The organism is Amycolatopsis acidiphila (assembly GCF_021391495.1).
Classification (GTDB): Bacteria; Actinomycetota; Actinomycetes; order Mycobacteriales; family Pseudonocardiaceae; genus Amycolatopsis_E; species Amycolatopsis_E acidiphila.
In genome coordinates, this window is the sequence record NZ_CP090063.1 from 3,265,076 (window position 1) to 3,288,965 (window position 23,890).

At 72.5% G+C, this 23,890-nt stretch carries 29 protein-coding genes; 12 read left to right on the forward strand and 17 right to left on the reverse strand.

All coding sequences use genetic code 11. The features are described from left to right. Window positions 1–43 precede the first annotated feature (43 nt). The 4 genes from LWP59_RS15830 to LWP59_RS15845 all read left to right on the forward strand — a co-directional run bounded on the left by LWP59_RS15830 (window position 44) and on the right by LWP59_RS15845 (window position 4,318). Window positions 44–946 carry a GNAT family N-acetyltransferase gene (locus tag LWP59_RS15830; RefSeq protein ID WP_144640470.1) on the forward strand — a complete coding sequence of 301 codons (903 nt, stop codon included), beginning with the start codon at window positions 44–46 and terminating at the stop codon, window positions 944–946. Then, window positions 943–2,049 carry an o-succinylbenzoate synthase gene (gene menC, locus LWP59_RS15835; RefSeq protein ID WP_144640404.1) on the forward strand — a complete coding sequence of 369 codons (1,107 nt, stop codon included), beginning with the start codon at window positions 943–945 and terminating at the stop codon, window positions 2,047–2,049. Before LWP59_RS15830 ends, menC begins: the two co-directional genes overlap by 4 nt. Before the next feature lie 85 nt (window positions 2,050–2,134). Then, complete coding sequence (locus LWP59_RS15840) at window positions 2,135–3,787, forward strand: PucR family transcriptional regulator (protein ID WP_229857457.1); 1,653 nt, start codon at window positions 2,135–2,137, stop codon at window positions 3,785–3,787. Between the two features lie 144 nt (window positions 3,788–3,931). Beyond that, window positions 3,932–4,318 carry an STAS domain-containing protein gene (locus LWP59_RS15845; RefSeq protein ID WP_186383309.1) on the forward strand — a complete coding sequence of 129 codons (387 nt, stop codon included), beginning with the start codon at window positions 3,932–3,934 and terminating at the stop codon, window positions 4,316–4,318. A gap of 6 nt (window positions 4,319–4,324) precedes the next feature. Here LWP59_RS15845 and LWP59_RS15850 read toward each other — a convergent pair whose 3' ends face one another. From LWP59_RS15850 to LWP59_RS15875, 6 genes are all read right to left on the reverse strand, one after another. Continuing rightward, the gene (locus LWP59_RS15850; protein WP_144640398.1) at window positions 4,325–5,509 is read right to left on the reverse strand and encodes an acyl-CoA dehydrogenase family protein; all 1,185 of its coding nucleotides are present in this window, start codon (window positions 5,507–5,509) and stop codon (window positions 4,325–4,327) included. Then, a complete protein-coding gene (locus LWP59_RS15855) occupies window positions 5,506–6,723 on the reverse strand; it encodes a CaiB/BaiF CoA transferase family protein (protein ID WP_144640395.1) in 1,218 nt (405 codons plus the stop codon). Before LWP59_RS15855 ends, LWP59_RS15850 begins: the two co-directional genes overlap by 4 nt. Window positions 6,724–6,840: 117 nt before the next feature. Next, on the reverse strand, window positions 6,841–7,245 hold the full coding sequence (locus LWP59_RS15860) for a helix-turn-helix domain-containing protein (RefSeq protein ID WP_144640392.1): 405 nt from the start codon (window positions 7,243–7,245) through the stop codon (window positions 6,841–6,843). A gap of 51 nt (window positions 7,246–7,296) precedes the next feature. Further along, on the reverse strand, window positions 7,297–7,695 hold the full coding sequence (locus LWP59_RS15865) for a pyridoxamine 5'-phosphate oxidase family protein (protein WP_186383308.1): 399 nt from the start codon (window positions 7,693–7,695) through the stop codon (window positions 7,297–7,299). A 125-nt stretch (window positions 7,696–7,820) separates the two neighbouring features. Next, window positions 7,821–8,075, reverse strand: coding sequence for a hypothetical protein (locus LWP59_RS15870; RefSeq protein ID WP_186383307.1), 255 nt, complete (start codon window positions 8,073–8,075; stop codon window positions 7,821–7,823). Between the two features lie 83 nt (window positions 8,076–8,158). Continuing rightward, the gene (locus LWP59_RS15875) at window positions 8,159–8,566 is read right to left on the reverse strand and encodes a hypothetical protein (RefSeq protein ID WP_144640386.1); all 408 of its coding nucleotides are present in this window, start codon (window positions 8,564–8,566) and stop codon (window positions 8,159–8,161) included. Window positions 8,567–8,799: 233 nt separating this feature from the next. Between LWP59_RS15875 and LWP59_RS15880 the strand changes: the two genes are divergently transcribed. From LWP59_RS15880 to LWP59_RS15890, 3 genes are all read left to right on the forward strand, one after another. Further along, complete coding sequence (locus LWP59_RS15880; RefSeq protein WP_144640383.1) at window positions 8,800–9,732, forward strand: TauD/TfdA dioxygenase family protein; 933 nt, start codon at window positions 8,800–8,802, stop codon at window positions 9,730–9,732. 75 nt (window positions 9,733–9,807) lie between these two features. Next, window positions 9,808–10,467, forward strand: a complete 660-nt coding sequence (locus LWP59_RS15885) for an HAD family hydrolase (RefSeq protein ID WP_144640380.1) — start codon at window positions 9,808–9,810, stop codon at window positions 10,465–10,467. A 284-nt stretch (window positions 10,468–10,751) separates the two neighbouring features. After that, entirely contained in the window at window positions 10,752–10,889 is a 138-nt protein-coding gene (locus tag LWP59_RS15890; protein ID WP_186383306.1) for a hypothetical protein, read from the forward strand. Here the strand turns inward: LWP59_RS15890 and LWP59_RS15895 are convergent. The 3 genes from LWP59_RS15895 to LWP59_RS15905 are packed head-to-tail and all read right to left on the reverse strand — an operon-like array spanning window position 10,878 to window position 12,578. Beyond that, window positions 10,878–11,882: a glycoside hydrolase family 172 protein gene (locus LWP59_RS15895; protein ID WP_144640377.1), complete on the reverse strand. Its 1,005-nt coding sequence runs from the start codon at window positions 11,880–11,882 to the stop codon at window positions 10,878–10,880. The two genes, LWP59_RS15890 and LWP59_RS15895, sit on opposite strands and share 12 nt — an antisense overlap. Window positions 11,883–11,907: 25 nt before the next feature. Continuing rightward, window positions 11,908–12,231: a putative quinol monooxygenase gene (locus LWP59_RS15900; RefSeq protein ID WP_144640374.1), complete on the reverse strand. Its 324-nt coding sequence runs from the start codon at window positions 12,229–12,231 to the stop codon at window positions 11,908–11,910. A gap of 32 nt (window positions 12,232–12,263) precedes the next feature. Next, complete coding sequence (locus LWP59_RS15905) at window positions 12,264–12,578, reverse strand: STAS domain-containing protein (protein WP_144640371.1); 315 nt, start codon at window positions 12,576–12,578, stop codon at window positions 12,264–12,266. A 184-nt stretch (window positions 12,579–12,762) separates the two neighbouring features. Here LWP59_RS15905 and LWP59_RS15910 point away from each other — a divergent pair, with 184 nt between their 5' ends. Continuing rightward, entirely contained in the window at window positions 12,763–13,773 is a 1,011-nt protein-coding gene (locus LWP59_RS15910) for a DUF5914 domain-containing protein (RefSeq protein ID WP_144640369.1), read from the forward strand. On the opposite strand, the gene LWP59_RS15915 is transcribed toward LWP59_RS15910, so the two are convergent. Genes LWP59_RS15915 through LWP59_RS15940 form a run of 6 tightly spaced genes read right to left on the reverse strand, consistent with a single transcriptional unit; the run spans window position 13,731 to window position 17,944 of the window. After that, entirely contained in the window at window positions 13,731–14,207 is a 477-nt protein-coding gene (locus LWP59_RS15915) for an MSMEG_6728 family protein (RefSeq protein ID WP_144640366.1), read from the reverse strand. The genes LWP59_RS15910 and LWP59_RS15915 overlap by 43 nt on opposite strands. A gap of 7 nt (window positions 14,208–14,214) precedes the next feature. Continuing rightward, the gene (locus tag LWP59_RS15920) at window positions 14,215–15,702 is read right to left on the reverse strand and encodes an FAD-dependent oxidoreductase (protein ID WP_144640364.1); all 1,488 of its coding nucleotides are present in this window, start codon (window positions 15,700–15,702) and stop codon (window positions 14,215–14,217) included. Beyond that, entirely contained in the window at window positions 15,699–16,379 is a 681-nt protein-coding gene (locus LWP59_RS15925; protein WP_144640361.1) for a class I SAM-dependent methyltransferase, read from the reverse strand. Before LWP59_RS15925 ends, LWP59_RS15920 begins: the two co-directional genes overlap by 4 nt. After that, window positions 16,376–16,687, reverse strand: a complete 312-nt coding sequence (locus tag LWP59_RS15930; RefSeq protein ID WP_222425585.1) for a lycopene cyclase domain-containing protein — start codon at window positions 16,685–16,687, stop codon at window positions 16,376–16,378. The genes LWP59_RS15925 and LWP59_RS15930 overlap by 4 nt, the downstream gene beginning before the upstream one ends. Continuing rightward, complete coding sequence (locus LWP59_RS15935; RefSeq protein WP_144640358.1) at window positions 16,684–17,001, reverse strand: lycopene cyclase domain-containing protein; 318 nt, start codon at window positions 16,999–17,001, stop codon at window positions 16,684–16,686. Before LWP59_RS15935 ends, LWP59_RS15930 begins: the two co-directional genes overlap by 4 nt. 19 nt (window positions 17,002–17,020) lie before the next feature. Continuing rightward, window positions 17,021–17,944 (reverse strand): phytoene/squalene synthase family protein, encoded by a 924-nt coding sequence (locus tag LWP59_RS15940; RefSeq protein ID WP_144640355.1) that lies wholly within the window; start codon window positions 17,942–17,944, stop codon window positions 17,021–17,023. 101 nt (window positions 17,945–18,045) lie between these two features. On the opposite strand from LWP59_RS15940, the gene LWP59_RS15945 reads away from it, so the two are divergent. The 3 genes from LWP59_RS15945 to LWP59_RS15955 all read left to right on the forward strand — a co-directional run bounded on the left by LWP59_RS15945 (window position 18,046) and on the right by LWP59_RS15955 (window position 20,649). Beyond that, window positions 18,046–18,507 (forward strand): SRPBCC family protein, encoded by a 462-nt coding sequence (locus LWP59_RS15945; RefSeq protein WP_144640353.1) that lies wholly within the window; start codon window positions 18,046–18,048, stop codon window positions 18,505–18,507. A 420-nt stretch (window positions 18,508–18,927) separates the two neighbouring features. Next, window positions 18,928–19,860 (forward strand): hypothetical protein, encoded by a 933-nt coding sequence (locus LWP59_RS15950; protein ID WP_144640350.1) that lies wholly within the window; start codon window positions 18,928–18,930, stop codon window positions 19,858–19,860. 216 nt (window positions 19,861–20,076) lie between these two features. Continuing rightward, window positions 20,077–20,649, forward strand: coding sequence for a hypothetical protein (locus LWP59_RS15955; protein WP_144640347.1), 573 nt, complete (start codon window positions 20,077–20,079; stop codon window positions 20,647–20,649). On the opposite strand, the gene LWP59_RS15960 is transcribed toward LWP59_RS15955, so the two are convergent. Continuing rightward, on the reverse strand, window positions 20,640–21,272 hold the full coding sequence (locus tag LWP59_RS15960; protein WP_144640344.1) for a TetR/AcrR family transcriptional regulator: 633 nt from the start codon (window positions 21,270–21,272) through the stop codon (window positions 20,640–20,642). The genes LWP59_RS15955 and LWP59_RS15960 overlap by 10 nt on opposite strands. A gap of 129 nt (window positions 21,273–21,401) precedes the next feature. Here LWP59_RS15960 and LWP59_RS15965 point away from each other — a divergent pair, with 129 nt between their 5' ends. Further along, window positions 21,402–22,880, forward strand: a complete 1,479-nt coding sequence (locus LWP59_RS15965; RefSeq protein ID WP_144640340.1) for a flavin-containing monooxygenase — start codon at window positions 21,402–21,404, stop codon at window positions 22,878–22,880. Between the two features lie 250 nt (window positions 22,881–23,130). On the opposite strand, the gene LWP59_RS15970 is transcribed toward LWP59_RS15965, so the two are convergent. Continuing rightward, complete coding sequence (locus tag LWP59_RS15970) at window positions 23,131–23,811, reverse strand: TetR/AcrR family transcriptional regulator (protein ID WP_186383305.1); 681 nt, start codon at window positions 23,809–23,811, stop codon at window positions 23,131–23,133. Between the last annotated feature and the right edge of the window lie 79 nt (window positions 23,812–23,890).

Sequence of the window (23,890 nt, forward strand, 5' to 3'; positions counted from 1 at the left end):
CTGGTGCGCGGCGACCATGACGAACCCGGACGAGCTGGCGAGCATGGATCGCGTGACAGACCTGCAACCTCCCCTCGCCGGCAGCCGCCCGCACGCCGCCGAGGCCGCGCGCCGGGCGGCCGACGGCGCCGGCGTCCACATCCGCGAGGTCGCCGACCTCGACGGGCTCGACGCCGTCTACCGGCTGTTCGACCGGATCTGGCGGCCCGACCCGGCGAACCCGCCGGTCACCACCGAGCTGATGCGCGCGCTGACCAAGGCGGGCAACTACGTCGGCGGGGCCTACGCGGGCGCCGAACTGGTCGGCGCGTGCGTCGGGTTCTTCGGCACGCCCGCCGACGAGGTGCTGCACAGCCACATCGCCGGGGTGGCCCCCGCGATGGCCGGGCGCAGCGTAGGGCTCGCCCTGAAGCTGCACCAGCGGGCCTGGGCACTGCAGCGCGGCATCTCGGTGATCGAGTGGACGTTCGACCCCCTCGTCGCCCGCAACGCCTGGTTCAACCTGGTCAAGCTCGGCGCCACCGCGGTGGAGTACCTGCCGAACTTCTACGGCGGGATGCGGGACGGCATCAACGGCGACGACGAGACCGACCGGCTGCTCGTGCACTGGAGGCTCGACACCCCGGCGGTCGCCGCGGCCTGTGCCGGCACCTTGCGCCCGTGCGACGCCCGCGCCGAGCTGGCCGGGGGAGCGGTGGTCGCGCTCGGCCGGTCCGGACCCGCCACGCCCGTGCCGGGCAGCTCCCGCGGGCGCAGGCTGCTGGTCGCCGTGCCGAACGACGTCGAGAAGCTGCGTGCGGCCGATCCCGGCCGCGCGAAGGAATGGCGTGTCGCCGTGCGCGAGGCGCTGGTGGCGCCGCTCGCCGAGGGCGCGCGCATCACCGGGTTCGACAAGTCCGGGTGGTACCTGGTCACCCGCGACACTGTGAGGGAGGACGGCCGATGAAGCTGACCGGACTGGAACTGCGCCGGATCGAGATGCCGCTGGTGGCACCGTTCCGGACCTCGTTCGGCACCCAGACCACGCGCGACATCCTGCTGCTGCGCGCGGTCACCGACGAGGCGGAGGGCTGGGGGGAGTGCGTCACGCTCGCCGACCCGCTGTACTCGTCCGAGTACGTCGACGCCGCGGCCGACGTGCTGCGCCGGTTCTTCGTGCCGGCCGTCGCCACCCACGAGCGCCTCGACGCCAACGCGGTCGGCCGCGTGCTCGCGCCGTTCAAGGGGCACCGGATGGCGAAGGCGGCACTGGAGATGGCGGTGCTCGACGCCGAGCTGCGGGCGGGCGGGCGCACGCTCGCGCGCGAGCTGGGCGCGGTCCACGACCGGGTCCCGTGCGGGGTGTCGGTCGGCATCATGGGCTCGGTGGCCGAGCTCGTCGACGCCGTCGGCGGCTACCTGGACGCGGGCTATCTGCGGATCAAGCTGAAGATCCAGCCGGGCTGGGACATCGAGCCGGTGCGGGCCGTGCGCGAGCGGTTCGGCGACGACGTGCTGCTGCAGGTCGACGCGAACACCGCGTACACCCTCGCCGACGCCCGCCACCTCGCCCGGCTCGACCCGTTCGGCCTGCTGCTGATCGAGCAGCCGCTGCCCGAGGAGGACGTGCTCGCGCACGCCGGGCTGGCGAAGCTCGTGCGCACCCCGATCTGCCTGGACGAGTCGATCACGTCCGCGCGCTCCGCGGCGGACGCGATCGCGCTCGGCGCCTGCCAGATCGTCAACGTCAAGCCCGGCCGGGTCGGCGGCTACCTGGAAGCGCGGCGGATCCACGACCTGTGCGCCGCGCACAACGTGCCGGTGTGGTGCGGCGGGATGCTGGAGTCCGGCCTGGGCCGGGCCGCGAACGTCGCGCTGGCTGCGCTGCCGAACTTCACCCTGCCCGGGGACACCTCCGCCTCCGACCGCTACTACCGCACCGACATCACCGCCCCGTTCGTGCTCGACGACGGGCACTTGCCCGTGCCGACGGCCCCCGGCATCGGCGTCGAGCCGATCCCGGAGCTGCTGGCGGAGGTCACGACCGGCACCGAATGGCTGCCGCTCTGAGACTTCGTCCGCATCGACGAACTGAGGAGGTGATCTCGTGCGCCTCGACGAACTAGGCTGCCCGTTCGGGACCTAGCTTCGGGAGGTGCTCGTTTCGGTGAACCTGCGCCCGCACGCCAGCCTCGGCCGCGTCCTCGACGACCTGGGCGACACCCTGCTCGACCTGGTCCACGGCGATCCCGACCAGGTCGGCGGCATCGGCGGGGTCGCCATCCACGACCCGCTGGAGGAGCCGGTCCTGCCTCAGCACGCGCTCGTACTGGGGGTGGGCGTGAGCGAGCCGGGCGACGTCGTGCGGCTGCTGCGCACCCTCGCCCGGCACGAGGCGGCCGCGCTGGTGCTGCGGGTCCCGGTCGCGGTGACCGCCGAGGTCGCGGCCGCCGTCACGGAGACCGGCGTCGCCCTGCTCGGGCTGACCCGCGGCGCCTCCTGGGCGCAGCTCGCCGCGATGCTGCGGTCCCTGCTCGCGGAAGGCGATGTCGGCGACGCCGAGCCCGAGACGCTGGCCGGGTTGCCCTCGGGCGACCTGTTCGCGGTCGCCAACGCGATCGGCGCCCTGATCGACGCGCCGGTCACCATCGAGGACCGCCGGTCGCGGGTGCTCGCGTTCTCCGGCAGGCAGGACGAGGCCGACCCCTCGCGCGTCGAGACGATCCTCGGCCGTCAGGTGCCCGAGCGGTTCGCCCGCATGCTGTCCGAGCGCGGGGTGTTCCGCGAGCTGTACCGCAGTGACCAGCCGGTGTACGTGGATCTGCCGTCGCGGCACCTCGACGGGCTTTCGCTGCCCCGGGTCGCGGTCGCGGTGCGTGCCGGGGACGAGGTACTGGGCTCGATCTGGGCGGCGGTGCGGGAGCCGCTGAGCGAGGAGCGCGGCCAGGCCCTGTGCGACGCCGCCCGGCTGGTGGCGCTGCACATGCTGCGCGTCCGTGCGGGCGCCGACGTCGAACGGCGGCTGCGCACCGACCTGCTCAGTACTGCGCTCGAAGGCGGCGCCGGGGCGCGCGAGGCGCTCAACCGGCTGGGCCTGGGCGACCAGCCCGTCGTGGTGCTCGCGCTGGCGGTGCTCGAGTCCACAGTGGACGAACGGGTCGACGCGAGCATCGCCACGGAGCGGCACCGGCTCGCGGACGGCCTGGCGATGCACCTGGGCGCGGTGCATCCGCGCTGCGCGGCGGCCCTCGTCGGCGACGTCGTGTACGGCCTGGTTCCCGTGGCGCGCAATGGCGACGGCGAGCAGCGCGCGCTCCGCATCGCGACGGACTTCCTGGACCGGGTGGGGGAGCGGGCGCGGGCGGTCATCGCCGTCGGCCCGGTGGCGCACGACGTGTCGGGGCTGGCGGAGACGCGGGCGAGCGCCGACCGGGCGTTGCGGGTGCTGCGCTCGGGCAGCAGCGCCGGCCGTCGGGTGGCGCGCCTGGCCGACGTGCACGTCGAGGCGCTGCTGCTGGAGCTGCGTGACCTGGTCTCCGCGCGGGGCGACCGGCCGACGGGCCCGGTCGCGCGGCTGTTCGAGTACGACGAGCAGCACAACACCAGCCTGGTCGAGACGCTGCGCGCGTGGCTCGACGCCTTCGGCGACGTCATCGCGGCCTCCGCGGCGGTGTACGTGCACCCGAACACCTTCCGCTACCGCCTGCGCCGCCTCGCCGAGGTGGGTGGCCTCGACCTGGCCGACCCGGAGGCCCGCTTCGCCGCGATGCTCCAGCTCCGGGTCGTCGCCCCGCCGCGTTCTGTATAACGACCTATACCGTCGGGCACCGGCGAAATTGTCCTCACCGAGTCTCGCTGGCCGGCGCCGGACCATCGGCTATGGTGGTCCTGCCACGGTTATAAAAGCAGCGGTGGCTCGCCTGTTCCGTCTCATCCTGCGAGCCGAGGTCGCGTGAACCCTGTGCCGTGTCTGCCCGGCAGCGGTCCCCAAGGGCTGCTGACCGTCGCCACCCGCACCCCGGCCGATGGCATCCGCGTCATCATCGTCGCCGGGGAGATCGACGCCCACAGCGTCGCCCCGCTGCGTGCCGAGGTGGCGTCGGTGACCTCGGACTTCCCGCCCGGAGGGCTCGTACTCGACCTCAGCGCGGTCACGTTCATCTCGGCGGCCGGGCTGGAGGTGCTCGGCGACGTGCTCGACCAGGGCAGCAGCCGCGGCCACGCGGTACGCGTCGTGGCCTCGACGCGCGCGGTGCTGCGCGTGTTCGACCTCGTCGGGCTCCAGGACCCCGCGATCGTGCACGGCTCGTTGGCGGCCGCGCTGGCTTCGCTGCGCTGACGCCGCTCAGACGAAGGCGCCCATGCCGGTGACGGCGCGGCCGACGATCAGCTGGTTGATCTCCCGGGTGCCCTCGTAGGAGTAGAGCGCCTCGGCGTCGGCGAAGAAACGGGCGACGCTGTTCTCCAGCAGGAGCCCGTTGCCGCCGAACACCTCCCGCGCCAGCGCGACCGTCTCCCGCATCCGGGTGGTGACCACGGACTTCGCCATCGCCGAGTGCTCGTCCTTGTTCACCCCGCCGTCCTGCAGCTGCGCCAGGCGCACCACGAGCGCGAGCGACGAGGTCACGTTGCCCAGCATCGTCGCGAGGTGGTCCTGGATCAGCTGGAACTTCGCGATCGGCCGGCCGAACTGCTCGCGCGTGCGCGCGTAGTCCAGCGCGAGCTCGTAGGCCGCCATCATGCAGCCCACCGAGCCCCAGGCGACGCCGCCGCGGGTCTGGCGCAGCACGTCGCTGGTGTCGCGGAACGAGTTCGCGCCGGTCAGCCGGTTCTCCTCGCCGACGACGCAGTCCTCCAGCGTGATCCGCGCGTTCTGCACGGTGCGCAGCGCGATCTTGCCCTCGATCTTCTCCGTGCGGAAGCCGGGCGTGTCCTTCTCGACGACGAATCCCTTGACGTGGTGGCCATCCTCGTCGCGGGCCCACACCACGACGAGGTCCGCGAAGGTCGCGTTCCCGATCCACTTCTTCTCGCCGTTGAGCACCCAGTGGTCGCCGTCGCGGCGCGCGGTCGTCTCCAGTCCGCCCGCCACGTCCGACCCGCCGTGCGGCTCGGTGAGGGCGAACGCCCCGATCTTGTCCATCCGCGCCATCGCCGGCAGCCACCGCTGCTTCTGTTCCGGAGAGCCGCATCGGTTCACGCTGCCCATGGCGAGTCCGGTGTGGACACCGTAGAACGTGTTGACCGACGCGTCCGTGCGGCAGATCTCCAGTGCGAGGAAGCCGGTGAGCAGGCGGGTGCCGCGATGCGCGGCGAGGCCGTCGTACATCAGGCCCGCGATGTCGAGCTTGCGGAACCCGTCGACGAGCTGGAACGGGAACTCGGCACGCGCCCAGTAGTCGTTGGCGATCGGCGCGACCTCGCTGCGCAGGAACTCGCGCACACGCAGCACGATCTCCTGTTCGGGTCCGGAAAGCAGGCTCTCGAAGCCGAAGAAGTCCCCGTCGAGTGTCGCGAATGGACTGTTCATGCCCGGACCTCCTGCCCGACCGCGACCACGCCCTTGCCGGCGAGCGCATTGATCGTCTCCTCGTCGTAGCCGAGCTCGGCCAGGATCTCGGCGGTGTGCTGCCCCAGGGCGGGCGGGTGGCTTCGCACGGAGGGCGGGGTCGCGGAGAGCCGGATGGGGCTCGCGACCACGCGGTAGGGCCCCTCGGTCGGATGCTCGGCCACGGACACCAGGCCGCTTTCGGTGAAGTACTCGTCGTCCACGGCGTCGTCGAGGTCCAGCACGGGGGAGAACGGGATGCTGTAGCGGGCGCACAACTCCGCCCATTCGGCCGTCTCGCGGGCCGGCGCCAGGTGCTCGATGAGCTCGTAGAGGTCCGCGTAGTGCTCGGACAGTGCCGCGGAGTCGGCGAAGCGCGCGTCGTCGGCCAGGTCGGGCCGGTCCACCGCGGAGAAGAAGTCGCGGATGTTGCGCGGGGTGTAGGGCAGGATGCACGCCCAGCCGTCGGCGGTGCGCATCGCCCGGTGCCCGGCCGACAGCGATCGCGGGAAGCCCACCGGACCGGCCGGCGGTTCGAAGGTCCGGCCCGCCAGGTGCTCGACCAGGTTGAACGCGAGCATCGTGTCGGTCATCGGCACCTCGACGTGCTGGCCCTGCCCGGTCGCGCGCTGGTGGATCACCGCCGCGAGCACGGAGTAGACGATCGTCAGCGCGCACACCTTGTCGGCCAGGATCGTCGGCACGTACGTCGGTTCGCCCGTCGCGCGGCGCATGAGGTCGGCCAGGCCCGAGCCCGACTGCACGATCTCGTCGTAGGCGGCGTGGTTCGCGCGGGCGGAGTCGCCGCGGAACCCCTGCGCGGTGCAGTACACGAGCTTCGGGTTGACCGCGGCGAGCGACTCCGGGTCCAGGCCCAGGCGCCGCAGGCCGCCCGGGCGGGTGTTGGTGATGAGCACGTCGGCGCTGCGCACCAGGGCCAGGAACGCGGAGTGCCCCTGCTCGGACTTCAGGTCGAGGGCGAGGCTGCGCTTGTTGCGGTTGACGTTGAGCGCGAGCGCGCCCATGCCCTCGTGCCGCTGGGGCCGGGTGCGCCGGGTCATGTCGCCGGCCGGGGGTTCCACCTTGATCACGTCCGCGCCCAGGTCGCCGAGGATCTGCGCGGCGTAGGGCCCCATCACCACGGCCGCCATGTCGATCACCCGGACCCCGTGCAGCGCGCCGGCCGTCTCCGCCATGCCCGTACCGTCCCTTTCCCGAGCAGAATCTCGTTCCGAAATCAGGTACCCGGGCGGCGCGGGCTCACACACGCGCCCGTCCGGTTCCCCCGGGGCGCGTGGCGGACGGCGGGCCGCTCAGTGCGCGACCGGTGTGCGCAGCCGGTCGAGCAGCGCGTTCGCCGGGATGCGCAACGCCGCGCAGGCGGCGCGGACGTACTGCACCGGGCAGGGCTCCCCGGAGTCGAGGAGCGCGGGCAGGCCGACCCCGAACAGGGCGGCGAGCGTCCGCAGGGTGTGCTCGTCGGACGGCACCGCGCGGCCGTGGAGCCAGCCCTGGACGGTGGCCTCCCGCCGGCCGGTGGCCCCCGCCAGCTGGGCGGCGGTCAGGCCGCGGACGGCCAGCAGTGCGCGGACGCGGCAGGCCGTCGCGTTCCGGTGCAGCTCAGGGGTGGCGTGGTCCAGACCGCGGCAGTGGACGACGCGGGCCCGCTGCAGCACCGCGCCGGCGCGCAGGCGGTGCGCTGGGTGTTGCTGGAGCATGATCCAGGTTCGTCCGGTTCGTCCGGTGCGAAACCACCCGATAGGTGGGGATCAGCTCGTGGCGGCCCCGGAGACCGAGTCGGGGTCGCGCAGGCTCAGGACGCGGCCGCTGATCAGCTCGACGGGCAGGCGCAGCAGCCTGCCCTGTTCCCCGGTGGTCCAGGCCACGTGCTCGAGGTCGGTGGCCGGCGTGATCCGGCCGATCACCACGACGCTCCACCCGGAGTGCGCGTGCGGGTCGAGGCTGTCCACCTCGAACGCGACGACCTCCTTGGTGAGCCTGCCCGCGGGCCCGGCTCCGGCATACAGGACGATGTCGCCTTCGTGCAGGAAGAAGCTCACCGGCAGGATCGTGGGCAGCGCGTTCTCCGAGAACGCCAGCCGCCCGATGCGTTGCGAGGACAGCAGCTCCCCGCATTCCCGGGGCGTCAGCAGCCGGATCTCCGTCATGACCGCTCCCGGGTTGTCGCACGGGCTCGCTTGCACCGTCCAGTGTGCGCCCGGCGGCCATCCGTCCAGCAGAGTCGTAAGTCCCCAAACCCGGTGCCATGCGTCCTCACGTCCACTGTGGACGATCAGGAGCCCTCCCGCAGCCGTGGCCGCTCGCTGCGGTGCTGCGCCGCCCGCAGGCCGGGGCACCAGCCCGTGCCGGTGGTGCTGTGGCGGCGGCGTCCCGGCGGTGGCAGCAGCCGGCCGTGCAGCTGCCACTCGCGGCCGTCGTGGGCCCAGTGCAGCAGCTCCTCCTCCCACGGCCGGTTCAGCAGGTCCTGCCGCTGCGCCAACTCGGCCTGGGTGGCCAGGAATTCGCGAACCCGTGTCAGAAACCTCATGTGCCGAGGATGCGCGCCCCCGTCTGCCGAGACGAGTGGCAGTTCTGTACATTATCGGCAAAATCCTGCCATGGTTGCCGGGGTCAGTAGTCGTCCCGGCCCGTGAATTCCTCCTCCAGCAGCTCGGCCGCTCCGGTGACCAGCTCGAGCGGGTCGGTGAACTCGTTGATGTCGAGGTTCACCAGCGGCAGGGAATGCCGCAGCACCAGGTGATCGCCCATCACCACCGCGCCGCCGACGACTGTGGTGTGCCCGATCTCCGCCAGCACGGTGCGCAGATCCACCTCGTCGACGCGGGCGAACGGGGTCGCGATCTGCACCCACTCCTCACGCCGGTCCAGCACCTCGCGGGCGATGACGACCATCTGGGTGCGCTCCGGGTCGTCGGGGTCCTTGCGGAAGTGCAGCCGGATCCTGATCTCCTCGGGCTCCTCGCGGACGACCCGGTACGACTGCTTGATGAACGTCACGAGCTCGCGCCAGGTCGCCACCCGCGCCCCTTCCTCCTGCCGACTGCGGATCGTGAGCAGTCAAGCACAACCGGCACGAGGTGACGAGTCCCGCCACGTGGGCGCCCTTGACCGGACCGCCGGGTGCGGTGATCATGCGAGGTATGTCGAACGTAGGTGTGCTCCTGTTGCGCCGTGGTCGCCTCGGCTCGCCGCCGAACTGACGCGAGCGCCGGTTTTCCCTTCACCTACAACTTTTTTGCGAGGAGTTCGGCATGTCTGTCGAGCAGTTCACCCCTGCCCTCCTGCGGTCCGCGCCGGTACCCGGCGGCGGCATCGTGGAAGGCCCCCGCGTGCTGCGCCGCCTGCCCGAAGGCGTGCGCCCGCGTCCCTACGAGCTGTTCGGGCTGCGCCCGCTCGGCCGCGTCATCGGCGCCGAGATCGACGGCGTCGACCTGGGCCGTCCGCTCACCGGGCCGCTGCGCGCGGAGCTGAACCGCGCGCTGCTGGAGTGGAAGGTGTTGTTCTTCCGCGACCAGGACATCACCCCGGCGCAGCAGCGCGCGTTCGCGCGCAACTGGGGCGAGCTGGAGACCAACCCGCTGCTGCCCGCCGGGGACTCCGCGGAGGTCACCCGCTTCTCCCGCAGCGCGACGATGCCGGCGTTCGAGAACATCTGGCACACGGACGTGACGTTCCGGCCCAACCCGGCGCTGGGCTCGGTGCTGCGGCTGGTGCGGGTGCCACCGGTCGGCGGCGACACGATGTGGGCCGACATGGCCGCCGCCCACGACAACCTGCCCGCCGACGTTCGCGAGCGCATCACCGAGCTGCGCGCGGTGCACGACTTCGTCCCCGGCTTCGTGCGCTTCGCCGACCCGGAGCTCCTCGCCCGGCGGCAGCCGGAGTTCCCGCCCGTCGAGCATCCCGTCGTGCGGACGCATCCGGAGACCGGGCGGCGGACCCTGTTCGTCAACCCGGCCTTCACCACGCACATCGTCGGCCTCGACCGCGCGGAGAGCGACGAGCTGCTGCGGCTGCTGTTCGTCCAGGCACACCTGCCCGAGGTCCAGGTGCGGTTCACCTGGACCGAGAACGCGGTCGCCTTCTGGGACAACCGCGCCACCCAGCACTACGCGGTGAACGACTACGCGCCCGAGGTGCGGATCGCCGAGCGGGTGGCGATCGCGGGGGACCGGCCGTTCTGATTCGTCCCGTGGCCGCCGGGGTAGCCGGGCGGTGAGCGTGTTTGCCGCCGCGCGCACCAGGGCATTCCGGCGGGCATGAGTCCTGTACTGGTCCTGGATATGGACGGCACCCTGGTCGACACGAACTACCACCACGCCATCGCCTGGTTCCGCGCGTTCCGGCGCAGCGACGTGACGGTGCCGGTCTGGCGGATCCACCGGGCCATCGGGATGGGCGGCGACCAGCTCGTGCCCACCGTGGCGGGCGACGACGTCGAGGAACGCCTCGGCGACACCGTGCGCGACGCGTGGAAGAAGGAGGTCGACGCGATCCTCGGCGAGGTGTGCGCGATCGAAGGCGCGCGGGAACTGCTCGAGGCCGCGCGCGACGCCGGGTACGTCGTGGTGCTCGCCAGCTCCGGCAAGCCCGACCACGTCGACCGGTACCTGGACCTGCTCGACGCGCGGGAGCTCGCGCACGACTGGACCACCTCGGCGGACGTGTCGGAGACCAAGCCCGAGCCGAACCTGATCGAGGTCGCGTTGCAGAAGGCCGGCGAGGCCGAGGCGGTCGTCGTCGGCGACTCCGTCTGGGACTGCCAGGCCGCCCAGCGCATCGGGCTGCCCTCGGTGGCGGTGCGGACCGGCGGGTTCGGCGAACGCGAGCTGCTCGACAACGGCGCGTCCCGGGTCTACGACGATCTCGCCCAGCTGCGCGCGGACCTGCCGGGCCTGCCCACCGGAAAACCGAAGTGAGCTCCGCCGGGTGAAACCTTCACGTTCCCTTTCCTGAGAACGGGAGAACGCCGGCGATCATTCCTTTCCCGGTGGCAGCATGCTGGGCTTCCCGGGGGAAGGCGAGGTGACCGAACGGGAGGTCGCCCCGTTCTACTGGAACCAGCTCCACGCCGACCGCGTCCGCATCGCGGAGATGGAGGCGTTGCGGCGCGGCGAAGAGCCGGTGCGGACGGAGTCCTTCATGGACCGTCTCCTGGTGGCCGCGGGACGCCGACGCGTTCCGCGCCCTGTTCGAGGTGGTGATGTGCCTTGCCCAGCCCCAGGAGCTGGCGAACCGGCCCGCGCTGAAGGACATCGTGGAGCGGTACGGGTACGGGCCGCCGGCGCCCGCGCCGGGAACGGATTGCGCGGGCCTGCTGTCCCTGTTGTCAGGGGGCTGACGCGTACCAGAAGGCGGTCGTGGCGATGTCCGCCTGTTCCAGCGGCAGGTAGCGGCCGCCGGACTGCCAGCCCAGCGCCTGGATCGTCACCCGCAGGTCCTCGGTGAACGCGATCGGGTCGGGCACGTGCCAGCGGTACAGGCCGAACCGCTGGTGCGGCTGGTAGATCTCCTCCGGCGGCAGCACCTGGGGCAGCCCCAGCCACGGCGACGAGTACGGCACGTACCGACCGTCCACGTCGAAGTTCCAGGCGCCGCCGAAGTAGTCCTCGGTGCCGGTGCCGCAGATGGTGGGGAACTCCTGGTCGCCGTCGAGGTAGAACTTGAGCTCGCCCTCGCCCCACCAGCCGGGCGCGTTCGGCCGGATCGCGAGATAGGTGCCCGCGTAGTGGCCGGGACCGCGCACGCCGTCGAGGATCGTGTGCACCGCGGGGGAGCCGAGGGGGTTGCTGCGCCGCCAGGCTGCGTGGAAGTAAGCGCTTTCTGGCGGCAGCTCGCGCAGCCGGTAGCTGACCTGGTAGTACACCGGCACGTCGGCGCCGCTCGCGTTCTCCAGGGTGAGCCGTGCGTGGCGGCGGAACGGCATCGGCCAGTAGCTGTTGAGCCCGCCCGCGGGCGCGACCACGATCTGCGCCGAGTCGACCAGCGCCGGCTCTTCCCAGCCGTTGCAGAAGAAGTCGCCGAGCGGGACCTCCACCGCGGGCGTGGCCTGCTCGTCCCAGTACATCCGCAGCGTCAGCCTCCGCAGCCGGCTGCGATCGGTGGTGAGCCACACGTGCTGGACCACGCCGGGCCCCGCGATGTCGGCGAGGGTGGCGGTGCCGCCGTCAGGGAGCACGATCGAGGGCGAGACCTTCCAGCCCCGCCCCAGCTCCCTGGCGGCGGCCGCGCCCGTGCCCTCGGTGGCCGCGCCGCCCGCGCCCTTGGCGCCGGTGAAGTTCTCCGGGCTGATCGAGCCGCTCACCCCGGGGCCCAGCTGCCAGATCTCGCTCATCGACGTCTCCGCGGCGCGCCGGGCGCTACTCGACCGCCATCTCGCCCAGTTCGGACCAGTCTTCCTGCGGCACCTTGAAGTTCACGATCCGCGGGGTCTGCACCAGGTGCGGCGGCAGCGTCCGCTGCGCGGTCTTGAAGTGGTCCGACTGCACGTGCGCGCCGCCGGCCTCGTCGTCGCGGAAGGCTTCGACGAGGACGTACTCGGTGGGGTCGTCGAGGCTGCGCGACCAGTCGAACCACAGGCACCCCGGCTCGGCCCTGGTCGCCGCGGTGAACTCCCGGGAGATCTCGGGCCAGGAGTCGGCGTCCTCCGGCTTGACCCGGAACTTGGCGGTAATGAAGATCATCGCTTCCTCTCCTCGGTTCGGTACTTCGGGTTTCAGGCCACGTCCAGGACCGGGATGACGCGGTCCAGCTGGGTCAAGCTGAGCACGCGCGAGACGAACGGCGGCACCCGGGTCAGCGCGAGCACCGCGCCGTGCCGGGTCGCGCGCTGGTGAGCGGCGATGATCGTGCTGATCCCGCTCGAGTCGAGACAGGTCAGCCCGCCCAGGTCGAGGATGAGGTCGGGCCCGTCGGCCAGGTCGAGCAGCGAGGCCCGGAACGCCGGCGAGCTCAGGGCGTCGAGCTCGCCGCGCAGCGCGACGACGAGGCGGCCCCGTACGGGCGTGACGGTGAACGCGAACGGGGTCATCGTCGTCGTGCGTGCCCACCGGGGGTGGTCGGCGCGGCGCCGACCACGTGCAGGGGCCTGGGCGCGTCCGGCAGCGTGCTCACCTCCCGCAGGTCCATCACGGTCAATCTACCTGCCGGAGCCGTGAGATGCGGCACGGACGCGGGTTGGGGAGGATGGACGGGCCGAGCGAAGGGAGCGAGCGATGCCGCGACGATGGCCCGCGCGATGGCCGGTCCAGCCGATGCCACGCGAGCTGTGGTCCGCACAGGAGCCCACGTTCCGGAACGCGTCGCCCGCGCTGATCGAGGCGGCCGCGAAACGGGCGGAAGCGCGTCCTTCCGGTAACTGGTTCGCCTTCGCCGCCAGCGCCGACGTCCGGCCGGACCGTCCGTTCGGGACCCGCGTCGCGGGCCGGGAGCTGGTGGCGTGGCGGGACTCCGCGGGCGGGCTGGTCGTCGGCCCTGGGGAGTGCCCGCACCTCGGGGCGCCGCTCGCACAGGGCCGCGTCGTCTGCGACGCGCTGGTGTGCCGGTGGCACGGGATGCCGGTCGGCGCGGGCGGCCGGTTCGGCTGGGAACCGTTGCCGGGTCACGACGACGGCGTGCTGGTGTGGGTGCGGCTCGACGGGCACGGCGGCGAGGAGCCGCTGCCGGAACCGGTTCTCGCGCCGCGCCCGGCGCCCTCGGCCGGCGTGGCCGCGGTGACCAGGCTCGTCGGGGTGTGCGAACCCGGGGACGTGCTCGCCAACCGGCTCGATCCCTGGCACGGCTCGTGGTTCCACCCGTACTCGTTCGCGCGGCTGAAGGTGCTCACCGCGCCCGCGGTGGACGCCGCCGACGAGGACGACAAGTTCGTGGTGGACGTGACTTTCCGGGTCGGCCCCGGGCTCGGCGTGCCGGTGCGCGCGGAGTTCGCCTGTCCCGAGCCGCGCACGGTGACCATGACGATCGTGGCGGGTGAAGGGCGCGGCAGCGTGGTGGAGACGCACGCGACCCCGCTGGGCCCGGGCCCGGACGGCAAGCCACGGACGGCCGTCCTGGAGGCGACGGTCGCGACCTCGGAGCGCACCGGGTTCGCCTTCGCCCGCAAGGCCGCGCCCGCGCTGCGCCCGCTGATGCGGCACGCGGCGGCCCGCCTGTGGCGCGACGACCTGGCGTACGCCGAGCGGCGTTACGCGCTGCGAGACTCGCGGTCGGAGGTCGGCCAGACGTAGGGAAGGTCGTCGGGCACGCCGGGGAACCACTTCTCGTAGTACTCGGGGTCCTTGCGCAGCAGCGAGGACTGGTGGCTGCGGTGGAAGTCCTGGTCGCCGTACCACTTCGGCATCTCGCCTGCCTCCAGCAGCGACACCTCGGTCCGCACGAGCGCGCGCCCCGTCGCCCGCCGCAGGTCCCCGGTCAGCTGCGCCGCGCAGGTGTCCGGCCGCCCCGCGGCCGTCCACGCCTCGCACATCTGCAGCCCGTAGCGGGTCAGCGCCTCCTCGTACCCGTGCCACATCTTCACCGCCGGATGGTGGCGCCAGCCGTAGCCGGGGACGGTCAGCGCGCGCAGCACCTGCAGTGCCTCGACCCGCTGCTTGCCCAGCCGGCGCGGGTCGAGCACGTGCGCGCTCGCGGCGAAGTCGGGATACGGCAGGAAGGTCTGCACGGGCGTCTCACTCCTCTCGGAACTGCCGGGCCAGCGCGCGGAAGACGCCGAGCCGGCCCCGGGTGGGCACGGTGGTGACGGGGTGCCCGGCGGTGTGCCACGCCCCGAGCAGGTGGTTGGCGGCCAGCCACCCGGTCGTCGCCGCCCGCTCCATCAGCGCGACCGGCAGGTCGACGCGGATGCCGTCGCCGGCCAGTACCAGGCCCGGCACCGGCGTCGCGACCGGCGGCCGCCGGAAGTAGCCGCCCGGCGCGAGCAGCGGGCAGTCGGCACGCCACTCCTCGCGGTCGCCCACGATCCGCGCCCGCCGGGTTTCCGGATAGACGGCGTGCAAACGCGACAGCAGCTGCTTTCCGGTCGTCTCCCGGTCCGTGGCCGCGTAGGCGTGCAGCTCGACGACGGAACCCCCGGTGTGGTGGGCCCACGCCGCGGCTTCCGCGTCGTAGCGTTCGAGCACGCTGACGTTGTCCAGCGGCGGCATCCCGCCTGTCGCGAGGAAGGCCGAACGCTCCGCCCGCACGGGCTCGTCCAGCCACAGCCTGCGCACCAGGAACGGCGGCGCGGACTGCTGTTCGGCGATCTGTTCCCGCCACGGCGGCGGTCCCAGCTCCGAGGAGGCGACCAGTTCGCGCAGCGCGGGAAGCTCCAGCGCCAGCACGACGGCGTCGACCTCGTACGAGCGGTCCGCGGTGTGCACGGCGAACCCCGGTTCGACCGCGGTGACCGGAGTGCCGGGATGGGTCGATACGCCCAGGCTCGTCAGCCGGTCGACGACCGGGGACCAGAGCGTGTGGAACGGTTCGCGTGGCACGTCGAACAGCAGGCCCTCGGCCGAGCCCAGGAAGTACAGGTGGAACATCACGGCCAGCTCGGCGGCGGAAAGCCGGTCGGGCGAGGCGAAGAAGCTCCGTGAGAACACGTCGAACGCCAGGTGCCGGGCCGCTTCGGGAAACCGGACCCTGGCGAGGAAGCCGGCCGCGGTCTCCTCGTCCAGCCGCGCGTAGGAATCCGGCACCGATACGTCCACAAGGGACAGTGCGGCCCGCAGGTTCACCTTGCGCAGCTCAGAAAGCGTGAACGTCGGGCTGCGCAGGGCGAAGCCGACGGCGTTCCACGGCGGGGTCCGCGGGATGCCGCGGAAGGTGTCGGTGCGCCCGTGCTCGTCCAGCAGCGGGTAGTCGGTCACCGCCACGAGCTCGACGCCGGCGCGGGCGAGCAGCGTGCGCAGGTTGTAGTACTGGCGGAAGAACGCGTGGAACCCGCGGCTCATGCCGACCGTGCTGCCGTCGGGCAGCTCGGTGGTCCAGCCGCCGACCCGGCCGCCCCAGTAGGTCTCGCGTTCGAACAGCTCGACCGCGACCCCGCGCTCGGCCAGGGCGGTGGCGGCCGTCAGCCCGGCGATCCCGCCGCCGACCACGGCGACGCGCGTCGGCTCCGGGACCCGCTCGTGCCCGCCGGGCGCGGCGAACCGGACGCGCCTGCGGTCGCGGCTCACGGCTTCTCCGCTCGGAAGGTGTGCACGATGCCGCGCTGCCAGCCGGTCATCGTGCTCGTCCGGACGTCGGCGAACCCGGTGCGCCGCAGCCGCGCGGCGAACTCGGTCGCGCCGTCGAAGTCCAGCACGCTGCGCCACAGGTACCGGTAGAGCCCGGCGTCGCCGGAGACCACACGGCCCATCGGGATGATCACCGACCAGCAGACCGCGTGCCAGGTCAGCCGCGCCCGGAGACTGTCGGCGACGCTGTAGTCGTGCACCACGAGCACCCCGCCGGGGCGCAGCAGGCCTAGCATCGCGGTGAGCGTCGCGGCGGGGTCGGGCAGGTTCCGGATCAGGTAGCCGGCGAAGATCGCGTCGAACGGGCCCGTCACGCCGGCCTCGGCGAGGTGCTCGACCCGGCTGTGCACGAAGCTCACCTTGTCCGGCCACTGCTTCCGCCGTGCCTCGGCCAGCATCCCGGCGGACGCGTCCACGCCGACGATCTCGGCGTCCGGCACGACGCCGAGCAACGCCGCTGTCGAGGCGCCGGTCCCGCAGCCGCCGTCGAGGACCCGCCGCGCGCCGGCCGGAACCGCCGCGGCGGAGCGGCGCAGGTGGTCGTGATAGCCCGGGTTGAGGCCCACGAGCCGGTCGTAGGCGCGGGCTCCGCGGTCGAACGCGGCCGAGAGGGTCATCCGGTGGTTTCCTTCCGGGTACGCAGCCAGCAGAGCAGGGTCAGGGTCACCAGGCTGAAGCCGAACAGGTAGTCCTCGATGGGGATGTCGAACGGGAACCGCAGGCCGGTCAGCTGGCCCGGGTCGTAGCGGACGATCGGGGCGGACAGCTTCGTCAGCCAGCCGTCCACCAGGATCTGGAAGGCCACCACGATGACCATCGAGATCCAGTAGCCGGGGCGGCGGAACAGGCCGGTGCGCAGCCACAGCAGCTCGACGGCGACCACCGCGGGCACCGACAGCACCGCGGGCAGCGTGTAGCCGATCACCGCTTCGCCTTCGGCAGCATCCGCTCGACGGTCTCGAAGGTCAGCAGCCCGCACAGCGGGACCACGACGAAGAACAGTGCCTCCTCCAGGGGGACGCCGAAGGGCAGCGTGACGCCGACGAGGTAGCGGGGGTTGTAGTTCCACACCCCGCCGGCGATCGCCAGCACGTCCCAGGCCAGGAACACCACCGCCGCCGGGAGGATCGCCTTCGCCAGCCGCGCGGGCCGGCGGTACACCCGCGAGCCGGTCAGCTCCAGTGGCAACGTCACGAGCAGGCACGCGGCCAGCAACAGCAGGTACTGCAGGTGGTCCATTCCCTCCGCCCTTCCGGTTTCAGTGGTGCGCCCGGGCCCACAGCGCGCGCGTGGCGGCGCTGCCGGCGAGGGCGAGCCGCTGGGGGTTGCCGACCCTCGCCCTGGCGCCGAACACGTTGTGCCCCTGGTCCTCGATGCGGTCGAGGATGCGAGCGTAGAGGCTGAACGCCGTGGCCACACACGGGCGCGAGACGGGGTCGAGCATCGCGATCCCCGGCCGGGCGCGCCGGTACACCGCCCGGGTGAACGCGATCTGGTCCGCGAGCGCGCGCCGCACCAGGGCGTCGGGCCGCCCCGCGCGGCGGCACCAGGCCAGCCGCCCGCGGTCCACGCCGTACGCCCGCAGCTCGTCCGCCGGCAGGTAGACGCGGCCCCGGTCGAGGTCCTCGGCGACGTCGCGCAGGAAGTTGGTCAGCTGGAACGCCTCGCCGAGCGCCGCCGCGTGGGGCGCGGCCTCGGCGCGCCCGACGACGGTGCCGAGCACCGGCAGCAGCTGCAGGCCGATCACCTCGGCCGAGCCGTGCACGTAGCGGCGCAGGCTGGTGCGGTCCGGGTAGCCGGTCACCGTGAGGTCCATCCGCATCGAGTCGAGGAACGCCCAGTACAGCTGCGGATCGATGCCGAACCGCCCGGTCGTGTCCACGACCGCGGCCAGCACCGGGTGCGCGGAGCGGCCCGTGCGCAGGCCCTCGGCCAGCTCGGTCCGGACCTGGTCGAGCCGGGCGGCGACGTCCGCGCCGGGCTCGGGGTCGTCGACGATGTCGTCGGTGTAGCGCGCGAAGCCGTAGAGCGCGTGGATCGCGGGGCGCTGGCGGGGGTGCAGCAGGCGGGTGGCCAGGAAGTACGTGCGCCCGTGCCGCGCGTTGAGCGTGCGGCACCGTGTGTACGCCTCGTGCAGGCGCGGGTCGGTGATCCGCGCCGCCGCGAGCTCTCGCCGGGTCAATGGCCGCTCCAGGAGTCCGATGTGTGCCCCATGGTCCTCCGGGTACCCCTGCTGACACGAAGTGACGCACAACCGTTGCAACCATAGCGAGGAGGAGCGCGATGAGCACGATCACCGAGTCCGTCGAGGTCCACGTCCCGGTGTCCACTGTGTACAACCAGCGGACCCAGCTCGAGTCGTTTCCCGAGTTCATGGAGGGTGTGCAGGAGATCCGCCAGCTCGACGACACGCACACGCACTGGCGGACGAGCATCGGCGGGGTGACCCGCGAGTTCGGCGCCACGATCACCGAGCAGCACCCCGAGGAGCGGGTGGCGTGGACCTCGGACTCCGGGCCCCGGCACGCCGGCGTGATCACCTTCCACCGGATCGACGACGGGGTCACGCGGGTGACCTCGCAGATGGACATCGACCCGGAGGGCTTCGCCGAGAACGTGGCGGACAAGGCGGGGCTCATCGCCCGCCGGGTGAAGGGCGACCTGCAGCGGTTCAAGGAGTTCATCGAACGGCGCGGCCAGGAGACCGGCGGCTGGCGAGGGGACGTCCAGCGCCCGGGCCGGTGACCCCGGCGGCGACTGGGTGACTCCGGCGGCCCGGGCGGTCGGCGCGCCCGGCTCGGGGCCGCGGGGTGGTGACTGGGTGGCTCGGGCAGCTTGCACGCGCGGCGCGGCGCGGCGCGGGACGGGCCGGTGGGTGGCTGGATGACTCGGGCGGTTGGCAGGCGTCGCGCTGGGCCGCGGGGTGGGGCTGGATGACTCGGGCGGTGGGCGCGGGACCGCCCGGTGGTGTCTGGATGACTCGGGCGGGCGGCACGCACGGCACCGGACCGCACGGTGGCGGGGATGCCGTGACACCGGCGGTCGCCACGCACGCCGCCGGACCGTACGGGGGCGAGAGGGCGTGGTCCGCGCCACGTCCTCCCGGCCGCACGGGAGCCCCACCCGCTCGGGTTTCGCCGCTCAATATTGCGCTCTATATTGCAAGTGAACCGTCGCAGCACCGAGGACGGGAAGGCGGACCGGATGACCGAGCAGGACGTGACCACGGCCCTCGAGGTTGCCAGGACCGCCGACGAGTGCACCCTCGCCGCCCGCGCCGCCGAATTCACCCAGCTGAGAGCCCTGATCGAGGGCAGTGCGCACCGCGAGGAGCTGGTCGCCATGTGGGGGCGGCTGCTGGTCACGGCCGTGCCCGAGGACATGGCGGCCGAGCTGATCGACCAGCTGTGGCGCCACGACGACAGCCGCTGGCTCATCGCGGTCGAGTACTTCCTCGACTACGCCCAGCGGCGCGACCCGGCCAGCCTGGGCCGGTTCGCGGCCGAGGTGACGTCCTGGCCGGGGGCAGGGCAGGCGGCGTTCGCGAGGGTGGTGCTCACGACGATCGCCTGCGCGCTGCCCGACGGGATCGTGCCCTCGACCTACCTGGTCGCCCGCGGGCTGCTCATCGAGGCCGCGCAGCTGTTCGGCAGCCCCGAGCTGGTCGATCCGCTGGCCGGCCTGGTGGCGCTCGGCTGGCGCCAGGGCGGCTTCCCGGCGGCGCGGCTGGCGTTCGACCTGGCCCGGCACGTCGAGCGGGAGCTGCCCGGGGCCGAGCCCCGCCGGCAGGCGATCATGGTGCTGGCGCTGGTGGCGGGCACCTACCGGGAGCCGGACGAGCCGGTGTTCGTCAGCCTGCGCGAGGGCATCCGCCGGCTCGGCGACGGCGACGATCCCGTGCTCCAGGCGAACGAGGCCGACAAGGCGACGGTCGTCGCCGCCCGGGTGGTGCGGCTCGCCGGGTACGGCGACCTGCGGGGGATCGAGGCCGAGCTGGACGCCCACGCGCCGGGTGCGCAAGAGCTGGTGCCGGTGCTGCTGGCGCTCGCGTTGGCCGTCGCGTCGCAGGTCCGCGACGAGGCGGCCGCCCGCAACTGATCGGCCGACGACCCCGCGGAGCACGGCCGCGAACGCTCCGCCGGATGCCCCCGCGCTGCGGCGAGCGGCTTGAACACCCCGACATGTCCCTGACGACTGATGCACTTCCGCTGTTCATGTCCGGTTCGCTCGCGACAGCGACGCTTCGGTGGTGACCTCCGAGAATCACCACCACGAGACCGCACCGGCCGCCGGCCCGACGCGGGTCCTGCCGTCGTGACCTGCTTCGGCATCGACACCGGCACCCCTTCGCTGGGCGAGGCGGATCAGCTGGCTCACGACCTCGGCGACCGGCTCCGGCTACCGCCGCAGGCCGTCGTCTGCACGCACCTGGTCCGGAACGACGACGCGCACGTCGCGCTCTCGGTGTGGGTGCCGCCGGGGTTCGACGGGCTGTGGAACGAGCTCACCCGGTTCGCGGAGAGCGGGACGGCCGGCGTCGCCTCGGGCACCGGGCGTTCCGGCCGCCCCGGCCTCGCCGCGGCGGCGGCCGACGCGGCGGTCGAGCACCTCTCGCGCACTGGCGGGCGTGCCGTGCTCTATCCCGGTTCGGCCGGGCTGACCGGCACGGTCCGAATCGGTGAGTTGCTCGCGCGCTCGGCGATCGCCCGGGTGAACGCGGTCGGCGGCGAACCGCCCTCGGCCGACGACCTGCTCGACACGCACGACCGCCTCCGGCCGGAATGGCGTGCCGGGGAACTGGTTCTCGCCGTCACATCCATCCACAGTGGACTGTTCGCGCCCGTCGAGACGCCCGCCCCGACGCCCTGCCGCGCCGATCACGCGTAGATCGCGCGCAGCCAGACCTCCAGCAGCACGTCCACCACACCGGACTCCTCGACCGTGGGCGCCTCCCCGGCGAACGTGGCGTGCAGCATCCGCTCGTTCATCAGGTTGAGGGCGGTCGCGACGTCCCGCGCCGGACGGCCCGGCGGCGCCGCGCCACGCTCGCGCTCGGCCTCGATGGCCGTCGCGGTGCGCTCCACCCAGTTGTCCATCACCTTCGACCACAGCTCGCGCACCTCGGCGTTGGTGGTGCGGGCGTCGGCACACGCGACGGTGACGGCGCGATGCTCACGGAAGGTCTCGTAGAAGGCGTTGATGCAGCCGCGCCACGCCTGCGCCGCGTCCCCCGCAGGGCGGGCGAGGACGTTCAGCGACGCGCGGTCGGCCTCCTCCACCACGCGGTCGAGCAGGGCGAGCAGCACCGCGTCCTTGGAGCGGAAGTAGAAGTAGAAGGTCGGCCGGGAGATGCCCGCGCCGCGCGCGAGGTCGTCGATCGAGACCTCCCGCCACGGCCGGCGCGTCAGCAGCCGCTCGGCGGTGGCGAGGATGGCCAGTTCCCGGTCGTCACCGGTGGGCCGGGCCGTGCGACGCCCACGGCTGGGCCTGTTCCCGGCTTCGGTCGTCATGCCGCCACCTTAGTCGCGTCGCTCACCTGCATCAACACTGTGTCGAGACTGTCGACGCACTGTTGACCACTGGACTTACCGCCGGTAAGTTACTGGCTCGGGCACCGTAGTCCTGGAGACGGGAGTGACATGACACGCGAGCACGTCGACGTCCTGATCGTCGGAGCCGGGCTGTCCGGCATCGGCGCCGCCTGCCACCTCCGTGACGAGGCGCCGGGCAAGACGTTCACGATCCTCGAGTCGCGGGCGGCGATCGGGGGCACCTGGGACCTGTTCCGCTACCCGGGCATCCGGTCCGACTCGGACATGTTCACCCTCGGCTACGACTTCCGGCCGTGGACCGACGCGAAGGCCATCGCCGACGGCGAGTCGATCCGCGCCTACATCCGCGAGACGGCGCGCGAGTACGCGATCGAGGACGAGATCCGCTTCCACCACAAGGTCGTGCGCGCCGAGTGGTCCAGCGAGGATGCACAGTGGACGGTCCACGCGCGACGGTCGGACACGGGGGAGACCGTCGAGATCACCTGCGGCTTCCTGTTCACCAACGCCGGTTACTACAACTACGAGGAGGGTTACACGCCGGAGTTCGAGGGCGTGGCGGCCTTCCGGGGCACGGTGATCCATCCGCAGCACTGGCCCGAGGACCTGGACCACACCGGCAAGCGGATCGTCGTCATCGGCAGCGGCGCCACGGCGGTGACGCTCGTGCCGGCGCTGGCGGAGCGGGCCGGGCACGTGACGATGCTGCAGCGCTCGCCCAGCTACGTGATCTCGCTGCCGGGCACCGACGCGCTCGCCGACAAGCTGCACAAGCTGCTGCCGACGAAGCTCGCCAACTCGATCGTGCGCTGGCAGCACGTGCTGATGTCCTCCCTGATGTTCCAGCTGAGCCGCAGCCGGCCGGCGCTGGTGAAGAAGCTGCTGCGCAAGGGCGTGCAGCGGCAGCTGCCGCCGGGCTACGACGTGGACAGGCACTTCAGCCCCGAGTACGACCCGTGGGACCAGCGGCTGTGCGTGGTGCCGGACGGGGATCTGTTCACCGCCGTGCGCAAGGGCAAGGCGTCGATCGTGACCGACCGGATCGCGACGTTCACCGAGCGGGGGATCCGGCTGGAGTCGGGCGAGGAGCTCGAGGCGGACATCGTCGTGACCGCGACCGGGCTGAACCTGCTGCCCGTCGGCGGGATCACGATCGACATCGACGGGCAGCAGGCCGATCTGAGCAAGACGGTGTCGTACAAGGGGATGATGCTCTCGGGGGTGCCGAACTTCGCGATGACGATCGGCTACACCAACGCGTCGTGGACCCTGAAGGCGGATCTGGTGGCGCGGTACGTGATCCGGGTGCTGCAGCACATGGACGCGCGGGGGTACGAGGTGTGCACGCCGACCGCGCCGCCGGGACCGCTGCCGAGCGTGCCGTTCATCGACCTCAAGTCGGGGTACGTGCTGCGCAGCATCGACAAGCTCCCGAAGCAGGGCGACGCCGCCCCGTGGCGGCTGTACCAGAACTACCCGCGTGACGTGCTCCTGCTCCGTCGCGGCCCGCTCGAGGACGAGGGCATCGTGTTCTCCCACGCGGCGGCGGTGAAGGCAGAAGTCTGACGGGCGGCCGGGTGTCGGGGAGTGGCGCGGGCGGTTCGCTGCTGTTTGACGGCCGAACCACCGAAGACATCAACCACGCCGCGGCACCCGCGGCCAACCACGCCGCCGCGTCCACCGCCTGACCGGTTCGCCGGTTTCCCCTGTCGCCACTGGTAACGATCGCGTTGCGGTTGCCCGATCGCGTCTCTGGAAATCCACAAAGGACGCTCGCGCTTTGCCCGGTTCACCCGGATCCGGCAGGAGGGTGTTCTCAGCCCGTCTGCCAGGGGCGCCCGGCCAGGAGGGCCAGGTGCAGGGCCACCAGCGCGTCCTCCAGGTCGAGCAGCCGCGTCCGTCCCGCGTGGACCGCCGAGCGGACCAGTTCGGTCGTGGCGCCGACCGCGGCGGCGAAGGCCTCGGGCGGGACGTCGGGCAGCGAGGGGTCCTGCACACGGGCGCGCCGGTGCCACAGCTCGTTCAGGTGTGCGTACTGCCGCTGCGCCTCGATCGCCCTGGTGATCGCCTGTGGCCCGGCGCTGGGCAACTCCAGGTAGAACACGCGCGCGAACTCCGGCTCGTCGGTGAGAAAGCGCAGGAACGCGCGGCACGCCACCCGCAGCGACTCCTCGGCAGACGTTTCCGCCGGCAGCGCACGGGTTTCCGCGGTGATGTGGCCGATCAGCAGGCGCCGCCCGAAGAGGGTCGCCTCCAGGAGGCAGTCGTCCTTGTCGGAGAAGTGCGCGTAGAAGGCCGCGCGGGACACCTTGGCCCGCTGGACGACATCGGCGATCGTCACCCGGAGGTAGCCGTTTTCCGCTGATGCCGCGATGATCGCGCGGATGAGCCGCTCGCGCTGCGCCGCGCGCACGGCGTCGGCGGGCAGGCTCGCCCGGCCCCGCGGCAGGCCCGGTTCCTGCTCGTGGGTCCGCGCCAGCGACCCCTCTTGCCTCATGGTCCCCTCGCTTCTAAAGTACCCGTTCGTACCTCTGAACACCGAAGAGTGACAGCAGTCCGGACTGAGCGTAACCGCT

What these genes read in the sequence shown, in the direction of transcription:
- LWP59_RS15890 (WP_186383306.1), top strand. Translation starts at nt 10,752, where the DNA reads ATGTGCCTTGCCCAGCCCCAGGAGCTGGCGAACCGGCCCGCGCTGAAG.
- LWP59_RS15860 (WP_144640392.1), bottom strand. Translation starts at nt 7,245, where the DNA reads ATGCTCCAGCAACACCCAGCGCACCGCCTGCGCGCCGGCGCGGTGCTG.
- LWP59_RS15970 (WP_186383305.1), bottom strand. Translation starts at nt 23,811, where the DNA reads ATGAGGCAAGAGGGGTCGCTGGCGCGGACCCACGAGCAGGAACCGGGC.
- LWP59_RS15905 (WP_144640371.1), bottom strand. Translation starts at nt 12,578, where the DNA reads ATGACCCCGTTCGCGTTCACCGTCACGCCCGTACGGGGCCGCCTCGTC.
- LWP59_RS15880 (WP_144640383.1), top strand. Translation starts at nt 8,800, where the DNA reads ATGTCTGTCGAGCAGTTCACCCCTGCCCTCCTGCGGTCCGCGCCGGTA.
- LWP59_RS15910 (WP_144640369.1), top strand. Translation starts at nt 12,763, where the DNA reads ATGCCGCGACGATGGCCCGCGCGATGGCCGGTCCAGCCGATGCCACGC.
- LWP59_RS15865 (WP_186383308.1), bottom strand. Translation starts at nt 7,695, where the DNA reads ATGACGGAGATCCGGCTGCTGACGCCCCGGGAATGCGGGGAGCTGCTG.
- LWP59_RS15935 (WP_144640358.1), bottom strand. Translation starts at nt 17,001, where the DNA reads ATGGACCACCTGCAGTACCTGCTGTTGCTGGCCGCGTGCCTGCTCGTG.
- LWP59_RS15925 (WP_144640361.1), bottom strand. Translation starts at nt 16,379, where the DNA reads ATGACCCTCTCGGCCGCGTTCGACCGCGGAGCCCGCGCCTACGACCGG.
- menC (WP_144640404.1), top strand. Translation starts at nt 943, where the DNA reads ATGAAGCTGACCGGACTGGAACTGCGCCGGATCGAGATGCCGCTGGTG.
- LWP59_RS15885 (WP_144640380.1), top strand. Translation starts at nt 9,808, where the DNA reads ATGAGTCCTGTACTGGTCCTGGATATGGACGGCACCCTGGTCGACACG.
- LWP59_RS15850 (WP_144640398.1), bottom strand. Translation starts at nt 5,509, where the DNA reads ATGAACAGTCCATTCGCGACACTCGACGGGGACTTCTTCGGCTTCGAG.
- LWP59_RS15965 (WP_144640340.1), top strand. Translation starts at nt 21,402, where the DNA reads ATGACACGCGAGCACGTCGACGTCCTGATCGTCGGAGCCGGGCTGTCC.
- LWP59_RS15960 (WP_144640344.1), bottom strand. Translation starts at nt 21,272, where the DNA reads ATGACGACCGAAGCCGGGAACAGGCCCAGCCGTGGGCGTCGCACGGCC.
- LWP59_RS15895 (WP_144640377.1), bottom strand. Translation starts at nt 11,882, where the DNA reads ATGAGCGAGATCTGGCAGCTGGGCCCCGGGGTGAGCGGCTCGATCAGC.
- LWP59_RS15855 (WP_144640395.1), bottom strand. Translation starts at nt 6,723, where the DNA reads ATGGCGGAGACGGCCGGCGCGCTGCACGGGGTCCGGGTGATCGACATG.
- LWP59_RS15870 (WP_186383307.1), bottom strand. Translation starts at nt 8,075, where the DNA reads ATGAGGTTTCTGACACGGGTTCGCGAATTCCTGGCCACCCAGGCCGAG.
- LWP59_RS15945 (WP_144640353.1), top strand. Translation starts at nt 18,046, where the DNA reads ATGAGCACGATCACCGAGTCCGTCGAGGTCCACGTCCCGGTGTCCACT.
- LWP59_RS15900 (WP_144640374.1), bottom strand. Translation starts at nt 12,231, where the DNA reads ATGATCTTCATTACCGCCAAGTTCCGGGTCAAGCCGGAGGACGCCGAC.
- LWP59_RS15830 (WP_144640470.1), top strand. Translation starts at nt 44, where the DNA reads ATGGATCGCGTGACAGACCTGCAACCTCCCCTCGCCGGCAGCCGCCCG.